This window comes from Streptomyces sp. NPDC014727, from assembly GCF_043083485.1.
Classification (GTDB): domain Bacteria; phylum Actinomycetota; class Actinomycetes; order Streptomycetales; family Streptomycetaceae; genus Streptomyces.
Genome location: NZ_JBIBYR010000036.1, coordinates 46,579 through 64,790 on the forward strand (window position 1 = coordinate 46,579; position 18,212 = coordinate 64,790).

At 70.7% G+C, this 18,212-nt stretch carries 16 protein-coding genes, 2 tRNA genes and 1 pseudogene; 6 read left to right on the forward strand and 13 right to left on the reverse strand.

Annotated elements, in window-relative coordinates; translation table 11 throughout:
* Positions 1-18: 18 nt before the first annotated feature.
* Positions 19-1,767 carry an SPFH domain-containing protein gene (locus ACF1B9_RS34000; protein WP_391741609.1) on the forward strand — a complete coding sequence of 583 codons (1,749 nt, stop codon included), beginning with the start codon at positions 19-21 and terminating at the stop codon, positions 1,765-1,767.
* A gap of 157 nt (positions 1,768-1,924) precedes the next feature.
* On the forward strand, positions 1,925-2,515 hold the full coding sequence (locus ACF1B9_RS34005) for a lytic polysaccharide monooxygenase auxiliary activity family 9 protein (protein ID WP_351073298.1): 591 nt from the start codon (positions 1,925-1,927) through the stop codon (positions 2,513-2,515).
* 178 nt (positions 2,516-2,693) lie between these two features.
* Here ACF1B9_RS34005 and ACF1B9_RS34010 read toward each other — a convergent pair whose 3' ends face one another.
* From ACF1B9_RS34010 to ACF1B9_RS34045, 8 genes are all read right to left on the reverse strand, one after another.
* On the reverse strand, positions 2,694-4,211 hold the full coding sequence (locus ACF1B9_RS34010; RefSeq protein WP_391741088.1) for an MFS transporter: 1,518 nt from the start codon (positions 4,209-4,211) through the stop codon (positions 2,694-2,696).
* Between the two features lie 131 nt (positions 4,212-4,342).
* Positions 4,343-4,416 (reverse strand) — tRNA-Lys (locus ACF1B9_RS34015).
* Positions 4,417-4,605: 189 nt separating this feature from the next.
* Positions 4,606-5,364 carry an IclR family transcriptional regulator C-terminal domain-containing protein gene (locus tag ACF1B9_RS34020; RefSeq protein WP_391741087.1) on the reverse strand — a complete coding sequence of 253 codons (759 nt, stop codon included), beginning with the start codon at positions 5,362-5,364 and terminating at the stop codon, positions 4,606-4,608.
* A 166-nt stretch (positions 5,365-5,530) separates the two neighbouring features.
* Positions 5,531-6,382 (reverse strand): ectoine/hydroxyectoine ABC transporter ATP-binding protein EhuA, encoded by an 852-nt coding sequence (gene ehuA / locus ACF1B9_RS34025; RefSeq protein WP_391741086.1) that lies wholly within the window; start codon positions 6,380-6,382, stop codon positions 5,531-5,533.
* Positions 6,372-7,013, reverse strand: a complete 642-nt coding sequence (gene ehuD, locus ACF1B9_RS34030; protein ID WP_391741084.1) for an ectoine/hydroxyectoine ABC transporter permease subunit EhuD — start codon at positions 7,011-7,013, stop codon at positions 6,372-6,374. Before ehuD ends, ehuA begins: the two co-directional genes overlap by 11 nt.
* Positions 7,010-7,750, reverse strand: a complete 741-nt coding sequence (ehuC, locus tag ACF1B9_RS34035; RefSeq protein ID WP_391741082.1) for an ectoine/hydroxyectoine ABC transporter permease subunit EhuC — start codon at positions 7,748-7,750, stop codon at positions 7,010-7,012. The genes ehuD and ehuC overlap by 4 nt, the downstream gene beginning before the upstream one ends.
* Positions 7,751-7,769: 19 nt before the next feature.
* A complete protein-coding gene (ehuB, locus tag ACF1B9_RS34040; RefSeq protein WP_391741081.1) occupies positions 7,770-8,672 on the reverse strand; it encodes an ectoine/hydroxyectoine ABC transporter substrate-binding protein EhuB in 903 nt (300 codons plus the stop codon).
* Between the two features lie 256 nt (positions 8,673-8,928).
* The gene (locus ACF1B9_RS34045; RefSeq protein ID WP_391741079.1) at positions 8,929-9,888 is read right to left on the reverse strand and encodes a D-2-hydroxyacid dehydrogenase; all 960 of its coding nucleotides are present in this window, start codon (positions 9,886-9,888) and stop codon (positions 8,929-8,931) included.
* 192 nt (positions 9,889-10,080) lie between these two features.
* On the opposite strand from ACF1B9_RS34045, the gene ACF1B9_RS34050 reads away from it, so the two are divergent.
* Together ACF1B9_RS34050 and ACF1B9_RS34055 are read left to right on the forward strand one after the other, a co-directional pair.
* The gene (locus ACF1B9_RS34050; RefSeq protein WP_391741078.1) at positions 10,081-10,893 is read left to right on the forward strand and encodes a decarboxylase; all 813 of its coding nucleotides are present in this window, start codon (positions 10,081-10,083) and stop codon (positions 10,891-10,893) included.
* A gap of 108 nt (positions 10,894-11,001) precedes the next feature.
* The gene (locus ACF1B9_RS34055; protein WP_391741077.1) at positions 11,002-12,099 is read left to right on the forward strand and encodes an LLM class flavin-dependent oxidoreductase; all 1,098 of its coding nucleotides are present in this window, start codon (positions 11,002-11,004) and stop codon (positions 12,097-12,099) included.
* A 277-nt stretch (positions 12,100-12,376) separates the two neighbouring features.
* On the opposite strand, the gene ACF1B9_RS34060 is transcribed toward ACF1B9_RS34055, so the two are convergent.
* Positions 12,377-14,254 (reverse strand): putative bifunctional diguanylate cyclase/phosphodiesterase, encoded by a 1,878-nt coding sequence (locus ACF1B9_RS34060; protein WP_391741076.1) that lies wholly within the window; start codon positions 14,252-14,254, stop codon positions 12,377-12,379.
* Between the two features lie 409 nt (positions 14,255-14,663).
* Between ACF1B9_RS34060 and ACF1B9_RS34065 the strand changes: the two genes are divergently transcribed.
* Positions 14,664-15,878: a M6 family metalloprotease domain-containing protein gene (locus ACF1B9_RS34065; protein WP_391741075.1), complete on the forward strand. Its 1,215-nt coding sequence runs from the start codon at positions 14,664-14,666 to the stop codon at positions 15,876-15,878.
* Positions 15,879-15,934: 56 nt separating this feature from the next.
* Here the strand turns inward: ACF1B9_RS34065 and ACF1B9_RS34070 are convergent.
* From ACF1B9_RS34070 to ACF1B9_RS34080, 3 genes are all read right to left on the reverse strand, one after another.
* A tRNA-Lys gene (locus tag ACF1B9_RS34070) sits at positions 15,935-16,008 on the reverse strand.
* Positions 15,999-16,706 (reverse strand): bifunctional DNA primase/polymerase, encoded by a 708-nt coding sequence (locus ACF1B9_RS34075; protein ID WP_391741074.1) that lies wholly within the window; start codon positions 16,704-16,706, stop codon positions 15,999-16,001. Before ACF1B9_RS34075 ends, ACF1B9_RS34070 begins: the two co-directional genes overlap by 10 nt.
* Positions 16,707-16,861: 155 nt before the next feature.
* A complete protein-coding gene (locus tag ACF1B9_RS34080) occupies positions 16,862-17,203 on the reverse strand; it encodes a hypothetical protein (RefSeq protein ID WP_351073279.1) in 342 nt (113 codons plus the stop codon).
* Positions 17,204-17,422: 219 nt separating this feature from the next.
* Here ACF1B9_RS34080 and ACF1B9_RS34085 point away from each other — a divergent pair.
* Positions 17,423-17,686 (forward strand): annotated as a pseudogene (locus tag ACF1B9_RS34085) (recombinase family protein); the annotation flags it as partial.
* 127 nt (positions 17,687-17,813) lie between these two features.
* On the opposite strand, the gene ACF1B9_RS34090 reads toward ACF1B9_RS34085, so the two are convergent.
* The coding region (locus ACF1B9_RS34090) for an MBL fold metallo-hydrolase (RefSeq protein ID WP_391795966.1) at positions 17,814-18,212 on the reverse strand (399 nt) is incomplete at its 5' end.

Sequence of the window (18,212 nt, forward strand, 5' to 3'; positions counted from 1 at the left end):
TGCATGACGGAGGCGGGAATGGGATCCACGGTGTCGGACAGCTCCGGAACCCCGGAGAACGGGAGGGGACGGGAAGAGGAGCAGGGGGTCGACGCGGGGCCGGGCACGGCTCCGGTTCCGGGGGCGGACGGGGGGCCGGATACGGCTCCGGGGCCGGAGGCTGCCCCCGACCGGGCGGCCGGTGCGGGCCCGGGGCCGGGTTCCGCCCCGGACGGGGAGTCGGGCGCGGGCCCGGACTCCGTGGTCGACCTCGTGCTGGACCCGGTACCGAGGAAGTCCGTGGACTCCGCGACGCTCGGCGCGGCCTCGGCCGCCGTGTCGGTCCCGGCCATGGGCACCCCACCTGTCGCAAGCACCGCGCACGTCCCGGCCATGGGCACCCCACCTGTCGCAAACACCGCGCACGTCCCGGCCATGGGCGCCGCATCTCTCCCGGTCGCGGCTTCGGGCAGCGCGGCCGTCGAGGACTCGGTGCCGGGCCCCGCGCCCGTGCCGGCCTTGGCCGGGCACCGCACCGGGCCCGGTTCCGACACCCCGTTCCCGTCCCCCTCCTCCCGGCACCGGGCGGCAGCCGACACCGTCTTCGGCTCCCTCCCCGTCTCCGGGGGCGGCGGGGCCGAGCGGTCCGGCGGCAGCCCGTGGGGCGCCGGGCGGCATCACGCCGTCATCGCCGGTGAGCGGACCGCGTCCATTCCCGTGCACCTGCTCTTCCGCGAGGATTCCGCACACACCGACGCCGGCGTGCTCCCCGCCGGTGCGCTGCCCGGGGGAGCCGACGGCGGCGGTGCGGCGGCGCGGGTGCGGCGACCGCCCGCGCCGAGGGGACCGCAGGTGCGGCCGTCGACGAGACCGGCGCCGGTCGGTGACCCCCGGCTGGCCGAGCGGCCGGGGCCCGCGCTGCCCGGCTGGGTCGCGGTGCTCGGCGGACTGGCCGGGATCGCCGCGGGGTTCGCCGTCCTCTGGTGGGTCGGCGCGTTGCCCGCCGTAGTGCCGGCCCGGCTCGGGATCGGCTCGCGTCCGTACCACGGAATCGGCCTCGGGGCCTGGACAGCGCTCGCCGCGCTGGTCACGGTCGTGCTCTTCGCTCTCGGCGGTCTGAGCCGCGGACGGGTCGGTTACGCCTGGGTGCTGACGCTCTTCGGCGAGTACCGGGGGAGTGTGCGCCGGACCGGACTGATGTGGATCAGCCCGCTGCTGCTGCGCCGTCGGGTCGACGTACGTCTGCGGCACTGGCGCAGCGAACCGCTCCCCTCGGTGGACGCCAACGGTACGGCGCTGCGCGTCGTCGTCCTCGTCGTGTGGCGGATCAGGGACACCGTACGGGCGACGCTCGGGGTCGCCGACCACGAGGCGTATCTGCGCGAACAGGTCGAGGCGGCGATGGCCCGGGTCCTTTCGCAACTGCCCGCCGACGCGTTCCACGAGGACACGCACACGCTGCGCGACGCGGAGGCGGTCGGTGACGCGCTGACCCGGATGCTCAAGGCCGACTGCGAACCCGTCGGCATCGAGGTGTACTCGGCGCAGCCGACCGGCATCGAGTACGCGCCCGAGGTCGCCGCGGCCATGCAGCGGCGCAGGATCGCCGCCATCGACGCCAAGCACCGTGACAGCGTGCTGACTTCGGTGGTCGACGCGGTGGACGACACGGTCAACCGGCTCACCGCGAGGGGGATCGTGGAGCTGGACGACTACGAACGGAAGTCACTGGTCAAGGACTTGACGGTGGCCTTCTACACCGGACGCAGTGGCGGGGAGGGGGCCTGAGGGCCTCGTGGGGGCGCTCGGGAGGCGAAGCGGAATCCAACTCCCATTGGTCTGGACATGTTCATATCCCGTCAATAATCTAAGGCTTGGTCTAGACCGCAACACGCGCGCAGCAGGGCTCATGGAACCTCCCCCACGTTCTTGAGGAGCGACAGCAATGCGTAAACGGGCAAGCGCGGCCGTAGTCGGCCTGGCGGTGGCGGCCGTCTCGATGTTCGCGACGAGCAGCGCCGGCAGCCACGGCTACACCGACAACCCCATCAGCCGCCAGAAGCTCTGTGCCAACGGCACGGTGACGGGCTGCGGCAACATCCAGTGGGAGCCGCAGAGCGTCGAGGGCCCCAAGGGCTTCCCGGCGGCAGGTCCGGCCGACGGCAAGATCTGCTCCGGCGGTCACTCCGAGTTCGCCCAGCTCGACGACCCGCGCGGTGGCAACTGGCCGGCCACCGCTGTCACGGCCGGGCAGGGCTTCAGCTTCCGCTGGCAGTTCACCGCACGCCACGCCACGACGGATTTCCGCTACTACATCACCAAGGACGGCTGGGACCCCACCAAGCCGCTCACCAGGGCCGACCTGGAGCCGCAGCCCTTCATGACGGTGCCGTACGGCGGCAAGCAGCCCCCGGCGACCCTGACCCAGCAGGGCACCATCCCCACCCAGAAGACCGGGAAGCACATCATCCTGAGCGTCTGGAACATCGCTGACACGGCCAACGCGTTCTACGCCTGCTCCGATGTGCAATTCTGACGCATAGTCAACGGTCGTGCGGAGCGGGGCGGCCCCACCCGGGCCCGCCCCGCTCCGCCCCCACCCGGGGGCTGCCACTGACCGGGACCGGTGAGGCGCACCGGTGGCCAGGGCGCCGCGCCTCGATCCGGACCGATTGGCCCGATCCACCCGATCCACCCGATTCGAACGAGAGCCCCTAACTCGTCAGGGCCAGTTCGTCCCGGCTCGCCGGTGCGGTGCGCCGCCGCAGCAGCGTCGCGGCCAGCACCGCCCCCACCAGCAGCAGGGCGGCCCCCGCCACCGAGGCGTACTGCATGCTGTGCACGAACGCCTCCCGCCCGACGGAGATCAGTGAATCGTCTCCCGTGGCCACCGCACCCGGCAGCGTCTTGCGGGCGGCCTCCGGTGCCGAGCCCGGCATCTGCGCGGTGTAGACCGCCGTGGCCACCGCACCCAGCAGGGCCATGCCCATCGCGCCGCCGAACTCCTGGCCGGTCTCCAGCAGCGAGGCCGCCGAACTGGCCCTCGCGGGCGGGGCGGTGGACAGCGCCAGATCCGAGACGAGCGCCATCACGGTGACGATGCCGCAGCTCATCACGGCGCAACCGCCCAGCAGCAGCCACAGCGAGTCCGTACCGGTCAGGGCGAGGACGGAGAAACCGGCGGCGGCGATCACGAAGCCGGCGCAGATGACGCGCGTGCGGTCGGTCCGCTGGGCGATCGCCGTGGCCGTCGGGGCCGCGGCTCCCACCGCCAAGGACGGGGCCAGGCTCCACAGCGCGGCCTCCATCGTGCCCATGCCGAGCACCGACTGCAGATACTGCGTGGTGAAGAACGAGGAGCCCATCATGGCGAACGTGGCCAGTGCGTTCAGCCCGATGCCCGCCGCGAAGCCGCGGTCCCGGAACAGCTCCCGGCTGATCATCGCGTCGCCGCGACCGCGCTGACGACGGACGAAGAGCCAGACCATGAGGAGCCCGGCGGCGATGAGCAGCCCGCGTGGCACGTCGAACCCGTGGGCGGCGCTCTCCTTGACCCCGTAGACGACGGGCAGCACGGCGCCCATCGACAGCGGCACGCTCAGGAAGTCGAACCGGCCGGGGTTCGGGTCCTTGGACTCCGGAACCAGCACCGGCACCAGGACCAGCAGCAACACCATCGCCGGCACATTGATCAGAAAGACCGAGCCCCACCAGAAGTGCTCCAGCATGACACCGCTGAGCACCGAGCCGAGCGCGATCCCGCCGGCCATGGCGCCCGACCAGATGCCGATGGCCCGGCCCCGCTGCCGCTCGTCGCGGAACATGCTCCGCACGAGCCCCATCGTCGACGGCATCAGCGTCGCACCGCCGATCCCGAGCACGGCGCGGGCCGCGATCAGCATCTCGGGGCTGGTGGAGTACGCGGCGACGACGGACGCGGCACTGAACGCGAACGCGCCGAGGAGCAGCAGCTTGCGGCGGCCGATCCGGTCGCCGAGCGAGCCCATCGTGATGAGCAGGCCGGCCAGGGCGAAGGCGTACACATCGAAGATCCAGAGCTGTTGAGTGGCGCTGGGCGCGAGGTCCCGGTCGATGGACGGGATCGCGAAGAAGAGGACGGAGACATCCATCGAGACGAGGAGGAGGGGGAGCAGGAGGACCACGAAGGCGGTCCATTCCCGGCGACCGGCGAGGTCGCCGCGCGCGGCGGTGGTGCTCGTAGCGTTCGTCATGCCGGGGAATATACGGACGTGTAATACGGTTGTCTAGTACGGCTGTGTAAGACGTTCGTCCATTATCTGGGGCAGCAAAAAACGCACTGGGCGGTTCACGTGTGTACGTGAACCGCCCAGTGCGTTGTCTGTGCGCCGCCAGGGACTCGAACCCCGGACCCGCTGATTAAGAGTCAGCTGCTCTAACCAACTGAGCTAGCGGCGCCTGCTGACAGGAAAATAATACCTGCTCCCGAGAGGTGCTGATGACACCGGGAATGAACGGGGGCAGAGTCGAACGAAACCGGATGAGACGGTCCGAACCGGTTCGATCAGGGAAGGCCGAGTCGGCCGGAGCGGCATCGGACCCCTCCGCCCCTGGAGGCGAGGCTGCCCCGGGGTGCCCCGCGCAGCGTCAGAGCGCCAGCGACAGGAGCACGGGCGCCGCCCGACGGTTGAGCGTGTCCGCCGCCGCGCGCAGTCGATGCGCGTCCTCGATCGGCAGTGACAGTGCCAGGCATCCCGCCGACGAGCCGGCTGTGAGCGGCACCGCCGCGCACACCGTGCCGACCGCGTACTCCTGGATGTCGAGCACCGGGACCGTGGCCGGCTGGCTGTCCAGCTTGGAGAAGAGAACTCTCTCGTTGGTGATCGTCCGTGAGGTGAGCCGGGCCGTCTTGTGGCGCGAGAGATGGTCGCGGCGGTCGTTCTGGTCGAGCTGGGCCAGCAGGCACTTGCCGACCGCCGACGCGTGCGCGGAGGAACGGAAGTCCACCCACTCGTTCACGGCGGGAGTGCGGGGACCGTCGGCGTACTGCGTGACGCGGATCTCGCCGTCGACGTACCGGCTGATGTAGACCGCCGCGCCGACCGAATCGCGCAGTTGCGCCAGCATCCCCTGGAGCTTGGTCTCCAGTGCCTGTCTTCGGGCCGCGCCGGAACCCAGGAGCAGCAGCGAGGAGCCGATGACATAGGCACCGTCGGTGATCTGCTCGACGTACCCTTCGCGGCGCAGCGTCAGCAACAGGGAGGTGAGGTGCCCGAGGGGCAGCCCCGTCTCCCGGGAGATCTGGGTGTCCGTCACACCGTTGCCGTGCTTGGAGACCGTTTCGAGAACACGAAGGGCGTACTGCACCGAATGGAACGGTGCGGTCGGTTCGGGCTTCAATGTCACGGTTTCCCCCACCAGGTTGTGACCGCAAGCTCTGCCCTCACGATAGCCGCCAAGGGCCCGTTCCGGGGCGGGTGTTGGTGATGTCACGGTGCGCCCCCGGCTCCAGGAGCTGGGGCGCACCCGTTTGGCATATGCCAGAGTCATTGGCGTGCGACGATTGGCGAGGTCACAGCACCGCGGTGAGGAACTCGCGCGTACGTTCATGTGCGGGATCGGTGAAGATTTTTTCCGGCGGACCCGACTCGACCACGCGTCCGGCATCGAACATCAGTACCGTCTCCGAGACGTCCCGGGCGAAGTTCATCTCATGGGTCACGCAGAGCATGGTGATGTCGGTGTTCCTCGCGATGTCGCTCAGCAGCTCCAGCACGCCGGCCACCAGCTCCGGGTCGAGCGCGGACGTCACCTCGTCCAGCAGCAGGATCTCCGGCCGCATCGCCAGCGCGCGGGCGATCGCCACCCGCTGCTGCTGTCCGCCGGAGAGCTGGGAGGGGTGCGCGTCGGTCTTTCCCGAGAGCCCGACCAGATCGAGCAGCTCGCGGGCACGCGCCTCCGCCTCGTCGCGGTCCATGCCCAGCACGCTGACCGGGGCCTCGGTGATGTTCTGCAGCACCTTCATGTTGGGGAAGAGGTTGAACTGCTGGAAGACCATGCCGATCTTCTTCCGGGCCTCGCGCAGATGCTTCTCGGTCGCCGGCCTCAGCGAACCGTCGGGCGCCTCGACGTGGGACAGCGGGGCGCCGTCCACCCAGATGACCCCGTCGCTGACCTTCTCCAGCGTCATCAGCAGCCGCAGGATGGTGGTCTTGCCCGAGCCGCTGGGCCCGATCAGGGTGACGTGCTCGCCGCGCCGCACCGAGAAGTCCAGGCCGTCGAGGACGACGTGGTCCCCGTACCGCTTCACGACGTGGTCGAAGCGGACCAGCGGATGGCCGGTCCCCGGCGCGGCGGAGACCGGTGCGGCGTCCTCCGGGACCGGGAGCGCCGTCTTCTGCAGGGGGAGGGGTTCAGTGGCCAAGGCGCTTCTCCAGCTTTCTCATCAGCAGCGAGGTGGGGTAGCTCGCGACCAGGAAGACCAGCCCGGCGAGCGTGAATGCCTCGGTGTACGCGAAGTGGTCGGCGCCGTACTTCCGCGCCTCGAAGACCATTTCCTGCACCGTGATCACGGCGAGGAACGGAGTCTCCTTGAACATCGCGATCGCGTAGTTGCCGAGGGCGGGCAGCACATTGCGCACCGCCTGCGGCAGGATCACGGCCTGCCAGGTCCGCCGGGGGCCGAGCGAGAGCGCCCGGCAGGCCTCCCACTGGCCCTTCGGTACGCCGTCGATCCCCGCGCGGTACACCTCGGAGGTGTACGTGGCGTAGTGGACACCCAGCACCACGATGCCGGTCACCAGCGGCTCCACCGAGGTGAACAGGGCTGCCGCGCCGACGAGTTGGACGAGCAGCGGGGTGGACCGGATGAACTCCATCACGACCCGCACCGGCACCGTCACGAACCGGCTCGGGGCCCTTCCGGCGACCGCGATGGCGAGCCCGAGGACCGCGGCGACGAGCGTGCCGAGCACGGTCGCGAGCAGTGTGACCTCGAAACCTCGCAGGAGCAGGGGCAGGGCGTCCCCGGCGGCGTTCCAGTCGAAGCCGTTCACCGGGCACCTCCGGTCGCCGACGCGACGGCTTCCGTGGCGCTGCGGCTGCGCAGCAGCGAGCCCGCACCGGTCGCCAGGCCGAGCCGGCGCTTGGCGCTCCGCTCCAGCAGGTTCATGAGCAGGGTCAGCGCGTAGGCCAGGACGAAGTAGACGACCAGCAGGGTCAGGTACGCGGTGAGCGTCTCACCGGTGCGGTCGCGCAGCTGCTGGACCACGGTCATCAGGTCGGCCGCGGAGATCAGCCACAGCAGCGGGGTGCACTTGAGCAACTGGATCAGCAGATTGGTGAAGGACGGGATCATCTGCACCCAGGCCTGCGGAAGGATCACCTTCCGCATCCGGTGCAACGGCGTCATGTTCAGCGCGACGGCCGCCTCGTACTGGGCGCGCGGTACGGAGTTGACCGCCCCCCGCACCACCTCGGCCCCGTACGCGCCGTAGTTGAGACCGAAGGCGACGACACCGCAGAGCAGCGGCGTCAGTTCGTACCCCGTCAGCGTCGGCATCGCGTAGTAGAGCCAGAACAGCTGGATGTAGAGCGAGGTGCCGCGGAAGAACTCCACGACCACACGGGACACACCGCGCAGCACCAGCAGCCGGCTGACCGACATCAGACCGAGGGCGAACGACAGGAGGAGGGCGGCCAGCGCGCCCAGGACGGTGGCTTCGAGAGTCACCCACAATCCCGAGCGCAACTGCGGCAGATCGTCGAAGAAGGCGGTGAAGAAATCACTCATGCGGTGCGGTCCGTCCCCGTCAGCCCTTGCACAGATCGGCCGTCTTCAACGTGGCCGGCGGGAGCTCGGTGGCCCCGAAGCCGTAGTCCCGGAGCAGGCCCACATAGCGCGAGCTGTCCGAGACGATCTTCTTCAGCTCACGGTTGAAGGCGTCCCGCAGGTCCTCGTTGCCCTTGCGGAAGACGGCGCCGCCGGGGCTGTACTGCTTCTTGCCGTCGAGCTCCGGCAGGAAGGCCTCGGTGACCTCGGTGGCGGGATTCGTCTTCGCCAGCCAGCGCAGCGAGATGCCGGTGAGCAGGAACGCGTCGATCCGGCCGCCCTTGACCGCGTCCGCGCCGTCCTGCGGCTTCTGCAAGGACTTGATCCGGTCCTTGGTGATGCCCGCGCCCTCGGCGTACTTGCCCTCGACGGCGCCCGACATCACGCCCACGGTGATCCCGGCGGCCTTCGCCGACGCCAGGTCGGTGACCTTCCTCGGGTTGCCCTTCTTCACCATCAGCGCGGTGGGCGAGATGAACTCGGGCTCGGAGAACAGGGCGTTGGCGCAGCGCTCCGGTGTGATCGCCATGCCGGCGCTGACCACGTCGTACTTGCCCGCCTGAAGCCCAGGGATCAGGCCGTCCCACTCGGAGAGGGTGGGCTTCAGCTCGTCGACGCCGAGGGCCTTGAAGATCTCCCGGTGCAGGGTGGGCGCCTCGCCCTTGAGCTGCTTGCCCTCCAGATAGCCGTACGGGGCCTCATTGGCGTACGCGACCCGGACGAAGCCCTGCTTGCGGAGCTTGTCGAGCGCCCCCGCACCGTCCGCCGAACCGGCGTCCGTCTTGCTGCACGCGGAGAGCAGACCGGGGACGACGAGCAGGCCACCCACGGCTGCCGATCGGTTGAGGAAGCCCCTGCGGGACAGGTCGGGGAAGTCAGCCATGGTTCGTGATCTCCTGGAGCGGGCGAACAGTCCGGACAGGGGGAGCGCCTGCCCGATCCCGTGCGTCTATGCAGGAAGACGCCGCATGTGATCGAACAGTGTCCGGAAGGTGACCTTCCCGTGTCCGTTCGCGCGCGGAGTGCGACGGTCGGTGCGCAGCGCGTACGGCCCGGCCGGGAACGGTCCATGACCACCCGTCATGGGGAGATGTCCGTCATGGAAGGGTGAAACGGGCGACGGGCCGGGCCGGTTGAGCTCACTCGTTCCGGTCCCGCACGGGGACGTACCCGCGCCGCTTGTCCACCACGTTCGGCAACGGCTCACCCGCCGCCCAGAGTTCGTACATCTCCACGAACTGCTCGCCCAGCCGGTCCCGCCAGCCCGCCGTGTCGCCGCTCATGTGCGGCGACACGATCAGATCCGGCACGTCCCAGAGCGGGCTGCGCGGCTCCAGCGGCTCCCGCTCGAACACATCGAGCGCCGCGCCCGCGATCCAGCGCTTGCGCAGCGCGGCGGCCAGATCGTCCTCCACGACCAACGGTCCGCGCCCCACGTTGATGAAGCGGGCCGAGGGCTGCATCAGCCCGAAGAACCGCGCGTCGAACATGGAACGGGTCGAGTCCGTCAGCGGCGCCGCGCAGATCACCCAGTCGGCCATGGAGGCCAGCCGGTCCAGCTCCGCCACCCCGTGGATGGTGCGCCGCGCGCTGCGTCCCACGAGCGCCACCTGGACCCCGAGGGTGATCAGCATCCTGGTGATCTCCCGTCCGATGGGGCCCGCGCCGACGACCACCGCACGGCTGCCCGCGACCTGGACGCTCTCCCTGTGGCGCCACAGCCGCCGCTGCTGGAGCTCCAGCGTGCGGGGGAGGTCCTTGGCGAACGCCAGCACCAGACCCGTCACGTACTCGGCGACGGGCCTCTCGAAGATGCCCCGCGCGTTGGTCACCACCGTGTCGGACGCGGTCAGCTCCGGGCAGAGCAGCCGGTCCACGCCCGCGCTCGCCGTATGCACCCACGCCGGGCGCGGCCCGTCGCCGGGCCAGGCGGCCCGTACCGCGTCGGAGGTGAAGTCCCACACCAGCAGCACGTCGGCTGCCGGAAGCCGGGCGGCGAGTCCGGCCTCGTCGGTGTACCGGATGTCGGCCGTGCCGGTCAGCCGGCCGAGACGCGGCGACGGGTCGGTGTCCAGGACGAGCAGGGTGGGCTCTGACATGAGGGACGGTCGCTCCGCTGCCTCTGGGATGTGCGGATTGACCACGCTCGCAGCCACGCCCGTCTTCGTCAACAGCTCACCGGGGGAGCGACGACGGATGGGGGAATACTGGGAGGGACGGGCGAAAACGCTCACGCGTGCGTGCGCCGCTCCCGCCCCGTCCAGGCACCCGCAGGAACAGAAGGGGTGGACATGACGACCCTCGGCTTTCTCTACCCGGGCCACTTCGCGGAGGACGACTTCCCGCGGATGGAGATCCTGCTCGACGCCGTCAGGCTGGTCGTGAACCACACCGACGTCGACGAGGACGACTACGGGACCGACACGCTGATGCGCACCGGTACGCCCGAACGTCTGGCCGCCGGGGTGACGGAGCTGCAACGCGCCGGCGTCGAGTCCGTCGTCTGGGTGAGCAGCAGCGGCAGCTTCCTGTACGGCTGGGAGGGAGCCCATGAACAGACGGCCGCCCTGGCCAGGGCGGCCGGGGTGCCCGCCTCCAGCACCCCCTTCGCCTTCGTCCACGCGGTACGGGAACTGGACGCCGCCCGGGTGGCGGTCGCCGCGACCTACCCCGAGCCCGTCGCCGCGCTGTTCGCCGCCTTCCTGCACTCCGCGGGCATCGAGGTGACCGCCACCCGCGCCGCCGGTCTCGCCTCCGCCGCCGAGGCGGCCGCCTGGGGCCTGGACGAGGTGAAGGGCCTCGTCATGGCCGCGGACCGGCCGGAGGCGGACGTGATGCTGCTGCCCGACACCGCCCTGCACACCGTCGCGCACGTGGCGGAGCTGGAGAGGCTGCTCGGCAAACCGGTCCTCACCGGGAACCAGGTGTCGGTGCGGGAGGGGCTGCGGCTGGCGGACCGCCGGGCCTGGTCCCCGAGGCTCGGCAAGATCTTCGCCGAGCGCGAGGCACCCCCGGCCCCGGTGGCCCCATGGGGCGCCGGCCGGGAGCGCGCGCACAGCGGAAGAAAGGGGTGGTCCGGAAGGCAGACCCACCCCGGCTGGTGAGCCGGGGCGGTCGGCGTTCCGGGGGCGGGAATAAACGGAGACAACCTCCTGTTGGGCTCTTCCGGACGTACGAGCCGGACGTAGGCGCAACACCGGAGAGGGCAGGACGTGGACGAGATTCGAGGCGACGAGATCCGTGGCAAGACGGAGGGAACGGCCGCCGTTCCGCTCTCCGTGCTGGACCTGGTCACCGTGGGCCAGGGCCGCACCGCCACCCAGGCGCTGCGCACGAGTGTGGACATCGCGCAGCTCGCCGAACGCCGGGGATTCCACCGCTACTGGGTGGCCGAACACCACTCCATGCCCGGCGTCGCCTCCTCCTCACCGGCCGTGATCCTGGCCCACCTCGCCGCCCACACCGAGCGCATCAGGCTCGGCTCGGGCGGTGTGATGCTGCCCAACCACGCACCGCTCGTCATCGCCGAACAGTTCGGCACCCTTGAGGCCATGGCGCCGGGCCGCATCGACCTCGGCCTCGGCCGTGCCCCCGGCACGGACGGCGCCACGGCAGCCGCCCTGCGCCGGTCGGAACGCCTCGACGAGGGCGCCGAAGACTTCCCGCAGCAGCTCGCCGAACTGACCCGGTTCCTGGACGACGACTTCCCCGACGGCCACCCCTACTCCCGCATCCACGCGGTCCCCGGACCGGTCCAGGCCACGGCCGAGGGCGGCGTCCAGTCCGCGGCCCGTCCGCCGGTCTGGCTGCTCGGCTCCTCCGGCTTCAGCGCCCGGCTGGCCGGTGTGCTCGGCCTGCCGTTCGCCTTCGCCCACCACTTCTCGGCGCAGAACACGGTGCCGGCCCTCGATCTGTACCGGGAGTCGTTCCGGCCGTCCGCGGTGCTCGACGCCCCGTACGCGCTGATCGGGGTCTCGGCCCTGGCCGCCGACGACGCGCGCGAGGCCCGCCGCCAGGTGCTCTCCGGAGCCCTGTCCATGGTCCGCCTGCGCACCGGACGCCCCGGTCTGGTCCCGACACCCGAGGAGGCGGAGGCGTACGCCTTCAGCCCCATGGAGCAGGAGTTCGTCGACAGCTGGCTGGCCAACATCGTCCACGGCACGGCGGACGAGGTCCGTACCGGCCTCGACGACCTGGCCAAGCGCACCGGCGCCGACGAACTGATGATCACCGCCAACGCCCACGGCGGCGAGGCCCGGCTGCGCAGCTACGAGCTCATCGCGGACGCGTACGGGCTGCCGTCGGTCTGAGAGCCTGTCGGGCGGCCTCTGATCGGGCGGCCACGCCCTGGCACGCACTCCCCCAAGGCCTTAAGGGCCAGGGGGGACCCCCTCCCGAGTTGCCGAAATGCCCTGGTAGCTCCTTCCCCAAGCTCTCAAGGAGCAGGGGAGACCCCATTCAAGGACATCCCGGCGCCTTGGAATCGCACGCACCAGACCGCGTCCGCTGTCCGATCGAAGGCCGCCCGACAGGCTCTGACCCGGGCAACCGGTGGTCCGGCCCCCGGGGAGTGGGCCGGACCACGGTTCAGACCTTCAGCCCGCCGCCGATCAGCTCGGCGATCCGTTCCGGGGCCACCGCCCGTGAGTACAGCCAGCCCTGCCCGGTGTCGCAGCCGATCCGGCGCAGCCGTTCGGCCTGGCCCGCCGTCTCCACGCACTCCGCGGTGACGGTCAGGCCGAGGCGGTGCGCCAGGTGCACCATCGCCTCGACGATCGTCTCGTCGGCCGGGCTCGGGTGGACGCCGTCCTCGTAGCGGAAGCCGCGCACGAACGAACCGTCCAGCTTCAGTACGGAGACCGGCAGCCTGCTCAGATTGGCGAGGTTGGAGTAGCCGGTCCCGAAGTCGTCGATGGCGATGCGTACGCCCATGTCGCTGAGCGACTGGAGGGCCTGGAGCGGGCGGCCCGCCGAGCCCATCACCGCCGACTCGGTCAGCTCCAGCTGCAGCAGTCCGGGATCGAGGCCCGTCTCGGCGAGGATCTCCGCGACATCGGTGACCAGGTCGGAGTCCCAGACCTGCCGCACGGCGACATTGACGCTGATGAACAGCGGTGGCTCGGTGGGGTGATCGAGCTGCCAGCGGCGGGCCTGGCGGCAGGCGGAGCGCAGCACCCACCGGCCGAGCTGGACGATCGAGCCGTCCTCCTCGGCGATGGCGACGAACCGATTCGGTGAGAGCATGCCGAACTGCGGGTGGTTCCAGCGGACCAGGGCCTCCACACCGCGTACGACTCCGTCGGCCATCCCGACCAGCGGCTGGTACTCGATGGTGAACTCGCCTCGCTCGACGGCGGGCCGCAGATGGGAGGAGAGCGTCTGCCGGGTCATCCGGTGGGCGTTGCGCTCCGGGTCGAAGACCGTCCAGCGGGACTTGCCGTCCGCCTTCGCCCAGTACAGCGTGGTGTCGGCGGCCTGCATCAGTCCGGTCGCCGAGGTGCCGGCCACGGCCCGCTCCACCACCCCGATCGAGGCGGAGACGGAGAGCCGCTGCCCGGCCAGGTCGAAGGGCTTCTCCAGCGCGGCCAGGACCGTCCGGGCCAGGTCGGTGAGCTGCTGCGTACCGGCGGAGTCCTCGACCAGGATGGCGAACTCGTCGCCGCCCAGGCGCGCCACGAGATGGGCACCGGGGCGGTGCGGGCCGTCCTGGGCCACGCAGTCGGTGAGCCGTGCGGCGACGGCGGCGAGCAGCCGGTCGCCGACCCGGTGGCCCATCGTGTCGTTGACGGCCTTGAAACCGTCCAGATCGAGGTAGCAGAGCCCGATCCGGCCGTGCCCCGTGGCGCCGCCGTCCCGGCCGTCCCGGTGCCGGGGGGTCTCCAGGACGGCCGAGAGCCGCTCGAAGAACAGCGTCCGGTTGGGCAGCCGGGTCACCGGATCGTGCATCTGGAGGTGGCTCAGCCGCTTCTGCAGCTCACGCCGGTCGCTGACGTCCGCGACGGAGAGGAGCACCCGGCCCGGCGCGGAGCCACCGGCCCGGCCGGCCTCCGGTTCAAGCATCGGTACGACGGTGATCTCGGCCCACAGCGAGCGCCCGTCGGGATGCTTGAGCCTGCGGGTGCAGCGAAACCGCGAGCGCCGCCCGTGCAGCACCTCGCGGTACGCGTGCCAGGTGCGGCCGTCCGCGACGAGGTCGAGCAGATCGGCCGCCGACTGCGCGGTCAGTGCCGCGGCGGAATTGCCGAGGAGGCCGCCGAGCGCGTCATTGGCGGCGACGACGAGGCCCTCGCGGTCCACGACGGCCATCGGGAGCGTGGCGGCCCGGAAGGCGGCCCGGTAGCCGTGCGGCTCGGATCGAGAGGCCCCGGCAGGGGGCCACAAAGTGTGACACTCCGTGACCGACGGTCCTGCGGAGTGGGGGTGTGTGCCCGCCGCGGGCCTCGGCCCTTCGGAGGTTCCGCTCACCGTTCGCTCCCGCCGTGCAGTTCTGTCCTGAACAGGTGTGGCCGGACTGGCCCACCGCGCGGAACGCCGCTGTCGGAGGCGGGATCCACGCGGGAAAGCCTGGTGAAGCATAGAGGCTGGCACGTCGGCCGTTCCAGCGCCCGCCCCCTCCACGCCCCGCGTTCGCCCCGCATGGGTCAGTCCCAAGCTGATCTGGTTCGCCCACGACTGGTCGTTCCTGAGTGGTTCCGTTCTTTCGCGATCTTCCGGTGATTGATTGTGACTGTCCGTGAGGGTGAACGTCTTGGCCGGCCACTGACTCGACTGGGGCAGCTCAACAGGACGGAAGCCTCGAACCATCACAGGGTGGGTGCGTGACCGCAGTCCGCACCCGGAGGTAGATGTGCCGCGTCAGCACAGGACCGGGGGAGTGGAGAGGCCGAGCCTGCGCGCCGTGGCCGCGGCCGTGACCTCTCTCCTGGCCCTCGCGGCCACCTCCCTCGTCGCCGGGCCGGCCGTGGCCGCCATCGGCGAAGCGGGCCCGTGCGCACTGCCCCGCACCGAGGCGCACCATTCACTCGGCCTGGGGGACTGGAACGATGACTACCCCCGCCCCGTCCGCTCCCTCGACGCGGTCATGGTCTTCCTGTCCTTTCCCGACCACCGCCCCACCGCCACCCCGAAGGAACTCACCGCCGACTACTTCCCCGCCACCACCCAGTTCTTCCAGCACGCCTCGTACGGGAAGTTCACCCTGCGCCCGCACCCGCTGAAGCAGTGGATCCAGATGCCCGAGGCCTCCGACCGGTACGGCATACAGCGCGACTGGAACAACGAGAGGCGCAGCGCCTATCTGCGCGATGCCATCGCGACGGCCGACCCGAAGGTCGATTTCTCCCGGTACGGCATCGTCTACCTGATCGCCGACCCGGACGCCCCCGGCGTCGACTCCGACGCCACCAAGGTGGTCAACTTCGAGCAACCGCTGCACGCGGACGGTACGGAGATCCGCCGCCTCGTCACCGTCTTCGAGCAGCACCCGCCGGACCACAACGTGCTGGCCCACGAGACCGGCCACGTCTTCGACCTGCCGGACCTCTACCACCGGCCGTCCGACGGCAAGGGCGACTGGGACACCTATGTCGGTGACTGGGACGTGATGGGCAGCCAGTTCGGTCTCGCACCGGACTTCTTCGGCTGGGACAAGTGGAAGCTGGGCTGGCTGGACCGCAGGCAGGTGGTCTGTGTCCAGCGCACCCGCGACATCACCCTGGAACCGATCGCCGCCGCGCCCGCGCCCGGCGGCTCCCTCGGCACCCGGCTCGCGGTGATCAGGACCGGTGAGGGCAGCGCCGTGGCCATCGAGGCGCGGGGCGCGACCGGCAACGACCGGACGACGTGTGCCGAAGGCGTCCTGCTCTACCGGGTGCGGAACACGATCCCGTCCGGCGGCGGACCGGTCGAGGTCCTCGATACCCACCCCACCACCGACGCCTGCTGGGACCGGTCCGTCTACGCCCCGCTCGCCGACGCCCCGCTGCGGGTCGGCGAGACGTACAGCATCCCCGGCGCGCACGCCAGGATCGAAGTCGCCGACCGGACGCCGTCGGGTGCCTGGACGGTCCGGATCACCACGGGCGCATAGGCTTCTGTGATCACGAAGAAGCCCCCTCGCTTCCGCGAGGGGGCTTCTTCCGTCTGTGCGCCGCCAGGGACTCGAACCCCGGACCCGCTGATTAAGAGTCAGCTGCTCTAACCAACTGAGCTAGCGGCGCCTGCTGACGTCGTAGACATTAGCACCCTGATCGGCAGGAGGAAAAATCGTATTCCGGGCCGCCGGCGAGGGCGTCGACCTGGTGACTCGGACGCAGGCCCAGAGCAGTACGTCCGGACCCGGCAACCAGGGGCCGCGGGTGTCGGGGGCGACCACCCAGCGGGGCCCCGGGGTGGCGGCCGTGCAGGTCAGGGGCGGGACGGTCACCGCGTCCCCGGTGCCGTGGCAGAGCAGCGGGGGGACCTTGGCCTCGCCGCCGTCCTGCTCCCGCGGATCCGCGGCGGCCCGCGGTTCGAGACCGCCGCCCCACTCCTCCCAGTCGAGCAGCGACGGCAGCCGCTGGGCGGTGCCGGGGGAGGCGAAGAGCAGCATCCGTCCGCGATGCGTGGCGACGGGCCCGGAGCCCGGCCCGTCGGACCACAGGTGTTCCAGCATCCGGCGGCCGAAGAGAGTGGGCACGTTCACCACGTCGAAGGCCGATCCGCACGGCAGTACCCCCGGGGAAGTGGGGTGGGCCTCCCACTGGGCCAGCGTGCTGCGCGGATAGGCCGTGGCGCCGGCGAGCCAGGCGGCGCCGGCCGCCGTCACCTGGGCCGTCTGGTTCGAAGTCCGGTCCCGCAGGAGGGCGAAGACGTCAGGGCACTGCTGGGGGGTGTCGCCGGTATGCAGGGTCGTTTCGTCTGGCAGCCATGCGCTCATGCAGGCATGTCTACCGGGAGTGATCAAGAGGATTCCGAGAGTTGCCGGAAATCGGGACAGGCGAGGGTGCGGCGGAGTATCTTGCCCGCGGGCATATGCCGCTGGTGGTACCCGCAGTCAGGGGCCGGTGCCGGGGCCGGGCCCAGGGGCGGAGGTCAGGGTGCGGAGCCGCCCAGCAGGCTCCGGCCGAACTCCACCATCTTCTTGGCATAGTCCTCGGTCCACTCCGCGCGCTGCGCGATGTCCGCGGTCGTCAGCCGGTCGAACCGGCGCGGATCGGCGAGCTGGGCGGCCGCGATCGCCTGGAACTCGACCGCCCGGTCGGTCGCGGCGCGGAACGCCAGGGTCAGCTCGGTGGCGCGGGCCAGCAGCTCCTGCGGATCGTCCATCGACTCCAGGTCGAAGAAGTGCTCGGGATCGGCGACCGCCGCCGACGGCTCGAAGAGCAGGGGTGCGGGTCGCAGCCGCTGCTGCTCGTTCCGCTCGGGTTGTGCCATGTGGTGTTTCCTCCTTCGATGGGCCCGACGGCCACCCTCCATTGTCCAACGCCGCGCAAGGGGGCTGTCCGGTGTTCCGCGAGCGGGCGCCGTCATACCCCCCGCGCACCCGGTGGCTGGCCGGATTGTGGCCGTGTGGTTCGCCTCCCGTGGATCACCAAATCTGAGGCTCCTGTGGTGGAAGGTGAGGCTATGTCCAGTGCGCGACTCTTGCCTGGTATGCGGGTTCTCAAGGTGCGGCGTATCAGCCGCGATGCCGAGGACAGCTCCGCCCTGCTGCGCCAGGGGGAGGAACTGGACCGGGCGACCGCGGAAGCCCGGTTCGCCGTGGCTGGGGAAGTTGAGGATGTCTGTGTCTCCGGTGCGGTCAACCTGGACGACCGGCCGAAGCTCGGCCGATGGATGAAAGACCCGCTCTGGCGCGAGTGGGAGGCGATCATGGTCACGTCGTTGGACCGGATCACTCGGGATCAGCACCACTGGGACAGGTTCGCGGAGAAAAGCGGGACGCCGTCCACTGCAACTACCTCCGGCCACACACCACCGCCGGGAACCAGCCGCCCGCAGCCCGGGTGCGCAGCGGCGTCACCAACATCATGGCCTCATACAACTAGACGGCGACGAAACGCCGGTTGCCGTCCGCAGCGAGGATGCGGCCGAAGCGCATACCAGGGAAGTGGGCGGCGACCAGTAGGTCCTCGGTGTCGGCGCACCCGTCGGCGATACGGTTGCGCACCGCGGAGGCGGCGGCGGGGTCGACGTCCCAGATCACCTGCCAGTCGCGCTCGCCGAACTGGACCACCGAGTGCACCACGTCCCCCAGTAGCAGCGCGCGGCGCCCGCCGGAGGAGACCACGTACACGGTCGTGCCGGGAGTATGGCCGGGCAGGTGGAGGGCGTCGACACCGGGAGCGAGGGTGAAGTCCGCGTCGAACAGCTCCAGTTGGTCCCCGAGTGGGGTGAGCTTGTCGACGGCTTCGGGCTGGGCCGCGTCGCCCGTCACGAAGTA